General features: G+C 64.6%; 2 protein-coding genes. Both read right to left on the reverse strand.

Annotated elements, in window-relative coordinates; all coding sequences use genetic code 11:
* Positions 1-7: 7 nt before the first annotated feature.
* Complete coding sequence (locus tag KTQ42_RS13720) at positions 8-8752, reverse strand: hemagglutinin repeat-containing protein (RefSeq protein WP_217346006.1); 8745 nt, start codon at positions 8750-8752, stop codon at positions 8-10.
* Between the two features lie 27 nt (positions 8753-8779).
* Positions 8780-10462, reverse strand: coding sequence for a ShlB/FhaC/HecB family hemolysin secretion/activation protein (locus KTQ42_RS13725; protein ID WP_217346007.1), 1683 nt, complete (start codon positions 10460-10462; stop codon positions 8780-8782).
* Between the last annotated feature and the right edge of the window lie 462 nt (positions 10463-10924).

The following is a 10924-nucleotide window of genomic DNA, read 5'->3' on the forward strand; positions in this document are numbered from 1 at the left end:
CTTCGGCTTACTTGCCTGAAGCACCGGCCTGTTGCCGCGGTGCGGCCTGGGCGTCCGAACGTGGCCGGGTAACTGTCGCATCCGCCTTGCTGGCAGCGTCTGCGGGCCCGGCTGCCGCATTCGCGGTGGCCACCCTGGCGGGACTGGCTGGCCGCTCACCTATCCTGATCGCGGATGGTTGCCCGGTCTTTGCGGGCGCGGCATTTTTAAACGGTTGCGCAGTCTTGGGGGCGGTCTTCTTCTTTGTGGCGCCGCTTTTATCTCTGGACACCGATGCACCGATATTGATGGTGGCGTTGGTGTTGCTGACAGTGCGCTTTTCCACCGAGGCCGCCCTGATGCCGGTGCTGGCATCGGCTTTGACTTCCGTGTTGACAAGGCTCGCCTTGCCACCCGCACTCAGCGCCACGGCGCCCCTGGCGTCAAGCCTGGCGGCGCCGTGGGTTTCCTTGTTTCCTGAATGCGCCGCCAGATCAAGGGATTGCGCACTCGCGTTCTTGTCTGTCCTGACCGTGTTGCTCTTGCTGCTGCCACCCAGCCCGAGCGACGCGCCGGCGGACCTGGTTGTGCTGCGGGCGGTGCCTATGGTCAGATCGCCGCCGGCCGCCACGGCCAGGTCGCCGCCGGACTTGACAGCAGTGCCCTCCAGGCTGGCATTGCCGCCTGCGTTGAGCGCCACGCCAGCCGTGCCGGCGGCAATGCTGCCGGCACGGCTCGTGGACTTGTCCACGTGGTTGGCAGCCGCCTCCAGGCTGGCTTTTCCTGCCTGGCTCCGGTTGGTGACGGGCGCACTGGTCTTCTTGTCCGGCGCAGTCTGGCTGCCCTTGTCGCCGCCCACCTTCAGGCTGCCGTCGATTGCCGTCGAGGTGTAACGGTCCCGCGCGGCATCGATCGCCAGATTGCCGCCTGCCTTCATCTCCACCTTGCCGCCGGCTGCCAGTGCGGCTCCCTCGAATGCGCTGTCACCACCGCTGCGGCTTGCAAGCGAACCACCCGCGGTGATCGAGGCCGTTTTCGCTGTTTCGGTACGGATTTTTTCATAGCTGCCTGCAGCCGTAATGCCCGCACTGTAAGACTGCTCGCCGGATTTCTTTTCCGGATTTTCCGCCTGCTTGTTGCCAAGTTCAATTTCGCCGCTGATCACGCGCTTGACGGTGTCGGACACATCGCGTGCCGCGGCTACCGTGACCTTGCCCTGCGAGCCGATATCGACATCGCCGCCGGCGCTAAGCCGGGTGCCTTCCAGCGTGGCGGCCTGTGCGCCCTCGACGCGGATATTGCCGCCGGCATCGAGCTTGCCCACAACCGCCTTGCTTTCAATGCTGGTTGTTCGATCGTCACCACCCTTGAGCTTCACGCTTGCCTTGCTGTCGTGTTCATTGTTGCCAGTCGCCAGCGCAATCTCTCCCACTGTCCTGGCAACGGTCGACGACGTGGTGTCCGCCGCGACGCCATAGGTGAGCTTGCCGCCGGCTTTCAGTTCAGCGTCACCGCCCGCTTTCAGGCTGCTCCCTTCCAGGATGAGATCGCCGCCGGCGCGCACGCTGAGTGCCTCGCCAGCGTTGATGCTGACCACCCTGGCCTTGGCGCTGTCGCTGATGTCTTCTTTCCTTTCCAGCTTGCCCGCCAGCTCACCCTCGACCGCGCTGCTGGTGCCTGCGCCGGCGCCGGCGGCAAGCTTGCCGCTGGCCGAGGTTGTTTTGTCGGTGCTCGTCTTCGTGTCGGCTGCCGCCTTCAATTCCATGCGCTGTGCGGCAAGATCGACACCCCGGGCGGCACTGATCTGCGTTCCTTCGAACACAGTGGTTTCGGCGCTGTCGCTCAACACCTTGCCACCAGCCTTGATGGAACCGGCCACGGCCGTGCTGCTGGCGGATTGCTTGTCCGTGCCGGCAAATTCATATTGCAGCTGCCCGCCAATGCTGGCGCCGGCCCGCGTGCCCTTGACGGTATCGGACGCCGATTCCCCATCGAGCGTATTGCCGCCAAGATAGCCAACTCCTGCTTCACCTTTCGCAGACGCGGTGGCAGCAACCCCTGCGCCGGCCTTGGCATAGGCAGTCAGCCGACCCTGGTGATCGTCGCTGACGGTCTTTTCACTCGTCGTGTTGCGCGCGGCGAGGCTGTTGATTGCACTGGCCCGCTGGCTGAAATCACCGGCTGCGTCGATTACGGTGCCGACGTCGCGGATCTCGCCGGTGGCTGTGCGCGTCACATCGCCGCCTCCAGATACAATGCGCGATACCTTGGCAGTCGTGCTCCTGGTCTCCTCGGTGGCATGCCGGTACTGCGCCTGCAGGCCCGCCTCGCCACGCGCATCGGCGGATGCCGAAGCGGACGCGGCCGCGGCGCCGGCAACGCTGGCCTGCGCCGAATCCCGGTCGAGCAGGCCGCGGTCGGCCAGTTTGCCGCCGGCCTCCACGCTCACACTGGCCTTGCCGCTGGCCTGCGCATTGCCGTCCGCCAGCAGCGCCAGGCCCGCGCCGATACCGGTGGACGATGTCGAGCGCGTGACGGAATCGTCTGCGGCGGCAAAGTCCATGCGCGCCGCATCCAGATTGACAGCCGCCTTGCCCTTCAGGGCAGAGCCTTCCACCAGCATGTCTTTTCCGGCCGTTACGGCCAGCCGTCCGCCCGCTTCGATGTCGCTGCCGGCCTGCCTGATCGTCGTCACAGCCTCGGTGGTTTCATTACTGCGGAACAGGTCCACCTTGTTATCGCTTTTCGCCGCCACCTTGACACTCGCTTCCACGCTGGCGCTCGCGTTGGCGTCGCCGTCATGGCCCTGCGGCCTGGCCAGATGGCTGACCTTGGCATCCGCCTTCGCCGAGCCACTGGCTTCTGCGCTGGCGGTATTGGCGGAATTGACCAGCACCCCGGCGGCTGTCACCTGCCTGGTCGTGCTGGCAACCGTTTTGTCCTGTCCGCTTCCAATACGCACATTCCTGCCCTGCAGCGTCAGATCCCGTGCCGCACGCACCGTGGCCGCTTCCAGCATCGCATCCTGTTTGGCAAGCAGGCTGACATCGCTGCCGGAGAGGGTTGAGCGGGCCAGGCGTTCGGAGGATTGCTCCTCCTTCTCGACAATATTTTCAACGAGCTTGACGCCCGCCTTTCCGGAAGCGCTTGCCGCAGCGGAGGCATTGCCGGATGCACCGGCCTCTGCAGTCGATCTGCTGCTGGCTTCGCCGCTGGCGATGGCGGCGCCTGTCTTGCCGCTGCCGGCGGCGGCGCCTGTGCCCCTGCCTGGCTTGACCGAGACGGGCCGCTCGCCTTCGTTACTCCTTTCCTTCAAGGCGATTGTCTCGTCCTTCCTTACGCTCTCGCTTTTAATTTCGGACTTTCCCTTTTCATCCATCGTGCTGCTGGTGGCGAACGAGCGCTTGCCAGACAAGCTGTTTTCATTTTTGCTGCCAGCGCCGCCGCGTGCGTCCTGCACGAGTTCGCCATCGACCATCTTCAGCGCTTCCACCCGCTGTTGATCGATGACGCTGGCCCGGCCGTCAGCGCTGGCCGACGCGCTGGCCTTGCCGGAGGCATCGGCCTTGAGGAGGCTGACGGTGCTGACCGTGGTGCTGCTGCGATCGCTATCCCGTGCCGCCGCCACCGTGACCGCATCGCCAGCAACGATGAGCTTGTCCCTGGCCGCAACAGAGGAACCCTGGATGAGCACGTCCTTGTCTGCGACCACCACCGCCTTGCCGTCCGAGCTGACCGTCGAGGCCAGATTGCGGCTACGGTCTTTTTCCACGATGACGGTCTGCGTTCCGCTTAGCCCGCCGCCGATGCCGGCTGCCGAGGTCGTGACCGAATTCCTGATCGTCATGGTGTCATCGCGTCCGGCGACGGTCAGATCGCCGCCCGCCCTGAGCAGCAAGTCGCCACCGGCATGCACTTTCGAGCCGGCAATGCGCATGTCGCCGGCGGACGAGGCGTCCAGCGCGCCGCCTGTCTTGATGCTGGCGCCCTGATGCATTGTGGTGGCGATGCTGCTGGACCAGCCCTGGCGGTCCAGCCCGGTGACCATGCCCATGCTGGCCGAAGTGGCATCGGCGCGCCGGTCTGCCACCGCATCCACCTCCAGGCTGCCACCGGCGCGCAGGCTGGCATTGCCACCCGCCTGCACCTGCGCCCCCTTGACCGCGATATTCCTGCCGGCATCGAGGCGCATGTCGCCGGTGCTCTCGATACGGGCGGTCTTGCCGATCACGGTGCGGGTCTGGTATCGATCGCCGCTGCCCTCGGCCAGGGTAGCGTTGACGATGTCGCCGGCGGCCGACTGCAGATCCAGGCTGCCGCCCTTGATGGTTCCACTGGTGTTGCGCACATCGTCCGTGGCGCGCACCGTCAGCTTGTCACGCCCGGCGATCACGCCGCCACGGTTGTCCAGGGACGCGACCTGCATCGTGACGTCATCGGCCGCAATCACGGTACCGCGTTCCACGCCTTCCCTGCTGGCGCGCGACAGATAGACGACCGGGGCCAGCACCTTCTCGCCGCGCACCTCCTGCTCCACCATCCATACGATGTCGCGGTCAAGCGCATTGATCTGCTCCTCGCCAAGCGCAACGCCAAAGCGCAGGCCCAGCTTGCTGGCCTGGCCTGCCGCGCTTTCGAACAGGCCTTGCATCTGCGCTGCCTCGTTGCGTTTTCCCGCCAGCAGATGCCGGCCGGTCTGCGCAATGAGCTGCTGCTGAATCAGCCGCTGCTCGTAGGCGGCGTCACCCAGGCGCTTTTGCATGCGCTCGGGGTCAAAGCCAAGCTCCATGGCCAGGTAATCGGAACCGCCAATGATGCCGTCAGTGGTATTGCCGCCCTGCCCGGTGCGGCTGTCAACACCGCCAGTCAGCAGGAAGCGCGGATTGGTTTCCACCAGATAGCGTGTGCCAGGGTCGCGGCTGATGACGAAATAGCCATTGGGATTGGCTGGCAGGCTCAGGTCCAGCCCGGCAAAGGGTGCCGGCTTCGCGGCGCCCTGGTTACCGCCAGGCAGCACCACCGCTGCCTGGCCTGCCCCGCGGATCACATCCTCGGCGGCCGCGCCGCCCACGGATACCGGTTGCGGCTGGGCTGGCAGGGGATTGCCCGAATTGACGAGTTTGCCGCCCTCGAAGACCAGGGTTGTGGCGCGGATGGAAGCATCGTAGGACGGGCCCTGGGGTCTTTCGGAGATGGTTCTGAGGCTATTCTCCAAGGCGACATTGAAGTCCGTGGCGTATCCGATATAGGCACTCGGACCAGCGGCGATTTCGTACGTGCTCGCGGGGTAATAATATTCAGCCTTGCCAGTATTTGTATGACCGACCGTCTTGATGGTTCTCACGGCATCCACCCTGCTCATCTGCAGGTTGCTGTTGTCAAAAGCCTGAGCGCCAGGTTCGGCAACAATGACCCGACTATCCGCCGACAATACCGATGCCTTGTTTTCGGCACGCCCGCCGTAGTTCAGCCTGAGTTCCTTGCCCGCGACAATCCGGCCTGGCAGGACGGTCGTGCCGTCAGGCAGGCTGCTGGTGATGGTGTCGGTGTACTTGCTGATGCTGATCAGGGTCGGGTCCAGCAGAGACCCGCCGTTCGTCGGCGGCGACTGCTCCATCGAACTTGTATTCGTGTAAACAAGGTTGGGCATGCCTCCCGCCGGGAGATTGCGAAACTCTTGCGATGCCCGGATCGTGATGTTATTCGCCGCCACGATGCTGCGGGTATTGACGATGCTGGCCGCGGTGGCAGCGATATCGGTCGCGTCCATGGTGCCGCTGTTGTCGATCGACTGACGGGCGCCCAGCGTAAGCAAGCTGCCGCTGTAAAGCGCGCCGGCATTGGCAATGCCGTTATTGGTCGCGCCCAGCCACAGCGGCCCGGATGCCGAGATGCCACCAGTCTGGCCGTTCCGGATATCGCCGGCGCGCACCATCACTTCGCCATTGCCATGCATCGCCCCACGGTTTTCCAGCAGACCGGCGACGAAAAAGGCGCCGCCATCGCCCATCACGATGCTTGAGCCCGCATGCTTGTTGAGCAGGCTTGCCACCCTGACCGTTGCCCTGCCGGCGGACATGGCGCCGGCGTTTTCCAGGCGGTCAGCCGCGATGGCCATGTCTTGCCCCAGCAAGGTGCCACTGATGGCATTGTCGATCCTGCCAGCCTGCTGGCCATCGCCTATCGCAAGCATGCCAGCCGCTTGTATGCGGCCGTGATTGATGACATTGGTCCTGCCGTTCCTGCTGTCAATCGACACGGCGCGGTTACCCAGGATGCGGCTGTTGGCGCTGCTGTTGTAGATCGCCACTGCGGAATCCAGGTCCAGATCACCCTGGGCCTGAACCAGGTTGCTGTTGGCAATGATCGCATCCGGCCCGGCGCCGGTGGATCGGATCAACGCCCTGTTGGCAGCCTCCACCGTGCCCTGGTTGCTGACAGAGCGACCTTCCAGTCGGAGCGTGCCGCTGTCATCCATCGTCTGCAGACGTCCCTTGTTGTCCAGATTGTCGGCAACAAGCGCATCGAGGTTGCGCGCCGCCTGCATCACGCCAGGATTGTCGAGGAAATAGGCGCGCAGCATGAGGCTGCCGCGATCGGCAAGCATCCGGCCATCGACATTGTTGACCATGCCCCCAAGCAGGTTGATCTGCAGGTCGTCGCCGGCCTGCATCAGGCCGCTGTTCTGCAAGGTGCTGCCATCGATGGCCAGCTTGCCATTGGCGACGATCTGGCCGCCGGCGTGGTTCCTGATATCCAGCTGTCTGCGCGGCCCTGCGGCAAGGTCGGTGCGCGAATACAGGGTGCCCCGGTTATCAAGTTCAAATGCAGAGAGCGAGATGCCGCCGGCCCGGACTTCGCCGGCATTGGCCATGCTGTAACCGGCATCGAAGCGACCGGCGCCTGCGGCATCGATGACGCCGCCGTTGTCGATACGGTGCGCATTGATCGTGATATCGCCATTGGCGCCGCCATGGGCGCTGTCCGTGGCAATGAGCTTGCCGGCGTTTCTGGCCAGGGTCTGCGTGGCGATGTCGATCCTGCCGGCGGACTGCACCACACCGTCATTGTTCAGCGTGGCGCCAGACAGACGCAGAGCGTCTCCCTTGCCTGCGCCCAGCAGCACGCCGTCCCGCTCATTGTCGATCGCGCCAGCCTGCACGCTCAGCATGTCGCTGTCGGACTGTATCCAGCCGCGATTGACCAGCCGGTCGCCGTACAGACTGATGCCGCCGCCCAGCAGGCGGGCACGGTTGTCGATGACGAGAGCGCTTCCCGGCGCGCCGAGGGCAAGGGCGCCGGCGGAGGCCTGCAGCAAGCCGCTATTGACCAGCAGCGGCGTGCCGCCGCCTGGTGCCTGGCCGACTGTGGCCGTCATGCCGCGTGCGGCGATCAGCGTGCCATTGTTGCCCAGCCTGCCTTGCGCACGCAGGGCGATATCGCCGGCAGCCTGCACGTTGGCGTCCTGCCCGAATTGCAGTTCGCCGCCCGCGGCGAGGTCCATGCCGCCTTCACTGGCCAGCCTGGCATTGGCAAATGTCATGGCGCCGCCGGTACCGAAGCGCATGGCGCGGCTGGCTGCGCTTGCATCGGTGCCGCTGTAAAACTGCGTTCCACCAACGGCGCTGAGCGTGCCGGCCTGGACATCAAGCGTGCCGCCCGCAAGCCAGGCGCCGCCATCGAATGCGGCGCTGCCGCTGGCACCGATGTCGATATTGCGCTTTGCAAACCGGATGGCCGGCTGGTCCGACCCGGCCTCCAGTTGTGCGGCCCGCATCACCAGGTCGCGACCGGCTGACAAGGCGCCGCGCAGCACCAGCTGTCCCGATGCGTCAACCCGGAAATCGTCAGTCCTGGCGGCCGCTTCGCCCAGCATGCGCACGCCAACGCCGGCGTCGGTCGCGATCATGTGTATGCGATTGGCATACATGCCGCCGAGCGCGGTGGTGTCAATCGCGTATTCCGGCTTCCCGCCGGAAGGAGCAATGCGGCCAGTGACTTCGCGGGTTTCATATTTCCAGGCATGGGCGCCGGTGGCCAGAACGATGTCATTGCCATTGACCTGGCCATCGACCTTCACTGTCCGGGTCACGATATCGAGCAGCGCCTGGCCGCTTGCATTGAGCCCGCCGCCATTGATCAGCACATCGCCGCCGGCCACATTGAAGCCGGCGACACGGCCATCGGCTTTCCATACCGGCGTGCCGGTAGTCAGGGTAGCGCGATCGGTGTTGATGAAGCCGCAGCCGGTGCAGGTAATGCCATATGGATTGGCAACGATGACATCGGCTTTCTTTCCCAGCACTTCGGTGAAGCCGGCCAGGACGCTGCGGTTGGGCGACACCACCTCGTTGAGTATCACGCCGGCTTCCCTGCCCAGGCGGGTGTTGGTATAGACCTGGCCCGCCAGCTGCGACTCCATCGCGGCGACATTGGGATTGCCGTTGTTGTTCAGGACCAGCCCGCGCGCATCGACGTCATAGCGGTGAAACTTGTTATGCGACACGCCGGCGGCGTTGGCAGTGCCGATGTTGACCACGGTGACGCCGTTGGGCGATACATAGGCTTGGGTGGCTGCGGATGTCGGTACCACGTTGGGTGCGGCGGGCGGCTGCTGGGCTTGCGCAGTGCCATGCAAGGCCAGTCCAAATAGCGCCACCAGCGCGCCGACCATCAAGGTGCCGCCGGACTTGCCGCGGCCGCGCGCGGTTTCGGGAGCGATGACATAGGCGCCGCGCGCGGCGCTCCATACGAGTCGATAAGCCTGGTTCATGGAAGCATTCCTTGCATCGGTTTGGTGTCAGATCGCATGGCTGATTTGGAGCCAGGTCTGGGATGATTCGCGCCTCAAGCTGTCTGGCTGCGACAGCGGGCGGGCATGAAACAAATCGATCGTCGTGCCCTTCCAGCTGAAGGAGACGCCCAGCGCGGCGCCTGCCAGCCGACCTTGCGGCAGTCCTGAATGACGGTCCCTCACGCCGCCCGCATCGATGGCCGCATACAGCCGCAGAGGCAGCGTCATCGTGCCGAGCGACAGCGTCGGATAGACGGACAACTCATTGCGGCTGATCCAGCCGTGGTCGCCCGCGAGCGTGCCGTCCCTGAAGCCGCGCACGCTGTAGATGCCGCCTATCAGGATCTGCTCGGAGCCGTACAACACATGCTGGGCGCGTTGCGCCGATAACTGCGTCGAGAACTGCGCGTTGAGGCCATGCATCTGGAATTGCTTCAAATAAGACAGTCCAAGCCTGATCTTGCCGAACTGCGCATGGGGCGCTGCATCGGGCAGATTTGACGGATCGCGCAAGGCGCCGCCCAGCCTGATGCCGCGCGCATAACCCAGGCTGGCGGTCAGCACGCCTCCGCGGACTGCGGCACTGACGCCCGCATCGATGTCCAGCACTGTCAACTTCCGGCTGCTCACCGCAAGAAACTCATCGGCGAGGTAGTTGTTCGTGTCCTTCGATGTCAGCGAACCGGCAAGCGTCCAGCGACTGTCGCGGTCGCGGTAGAGCACCCGCTCGATGCGCATGCTGTCGCTGCGTCCGGTGCCATGAAAGCGCAGGCTCGCGCCACCGGGCGTGGTAACGCTGGAAACATAATGGGACCGGCTGGTCGAGAAGCTGGCGGTGGCATAGCCGAACGGGATCACCATGGACAGGCTGTCGGCCGCGCTGGCCTTGCGCGATTCATCGTTGGGCTGCGAGCGGCGGTGGGTTATCAGAAGCAGTTCATTCAAGCCCAGCAGCCGGTCGGCGGTGAAGGCAAAGGCGAGCTGCTTGCGGCCGGTGCTGCCAGGACCGTGATTGTCGGCGGACAACCATGCATGGTAAGGGCGCGAGGGCGTGTTGCGTATCAGCACCTCGGTATCGCCCGGCCTGCTGCCTGGCCGCAGTTCAAGGCGCGCATCGTTGGACGCGAGCCGGTTGACCTGGTCGATGCCCTGCTCGAAATCGCGCAGGTTCAGCAGTGCGCCTGCTGGCGGGAATACGCCTGGCGCATGAATGCTTTGCAGCGCGCCATCGTCCAGCACGACGCGCTCCACCCGCCCCTCGATCACCAGCACCTGCAGCGTGCCGGACGCCAGATTCTGCGTCGGAAGGTAGGCGCGGGTCGTGACATAGCCGCGATCGATATAGCTTTTCGTGATCTCGGCGAGAATCTGTTCCATCTGCTGCGCGCCGAGGCAACGACCGTTGTACGCCGCCGCGATGCCATCCTGTATGGATGCCGGCAGGTTGGGCGCATTGAGAATCGCCACTTGATCAATGGCGTGGCAGGCCTTGCCGTCGAAAACGGCACCGACCGGCGTTGCCGGAACAGCGATTTCGGCGCCCGCCGGCGCGCGCTCGGCAGGCAGGGCCGACTCGATGTCGCGCTGTATCCGCTCCTGGTTCTGACGCTGCAGGATATCGGCCTGGCGTGCCGCGGCGGCGCCCGGCGCCGTCTGGGCATGGGCAACCGCAGCGATGCAGGAAATCATGATAGGCGCCAGGAGCCTGCGCGGCAGAAAGCGGCAGAGCGAAACGTGCGGAAGACAAGGGCAGTTCGGTAGTGCCGACAAGCTCAAGGAGGTCCCCCGGGAGCAGGTGGCATTACCAAACTGGACTGTTTTCTCGCGCGTTGCAGCCGCCGGCGCTTCTTCCACGCAGGCTACTATTGGCCACTGGCTGGCGGGTCGATGTGGCATGGGAATCTTTCTGGATGGAAGAGGAAGGGGCGGCACGGACGCGACAGCACGCATTAGGCGGCTATTTTTCAGTAGATTTGCTGATTCGTAACCACGCGCAAAGCCGCGGTTCCGGACGACACCGCAGCTTTCAGGTCACTCAACTTTTTGGGATGTCGCACGCTTTGCCGTGGTGAGTACCAGGCGCCGTGGTGTTTTTGTGATGCTGGAAACGGCCTACCCTTTTGCGTGCTGCGTATACAGCGCAGCCAGCTT

Source organism: Noviherbaspirillum sp. L7-7A (assembly GCF_019052805.1).
Classification (GTDB): domain Bacteria; phylum Pseudomonadota; class Gammaproteobacteria; order Burkholderiales; family Burkholderiaceae_D; genus Noviherbaspirillum_A.

Bases quoted from the DNA above. Each gene is read 5' to 3' on its own strand.
- KTQ42_RS13725 (WP_217346007.1), bottom strand. From the start codon at position 10,462: ATGATTTCCTGCATCGCTGCGGTTGCCCATGCCCAGACGGCGCCGGGC.
- KTQ42_RS13720 (WP_217346006.1), bottom strand. From the start codon at position 8,752: ATGAACCAGGCTTATCGACTCGTATGGAGCGCCGCGCGCGGCGCCTAT.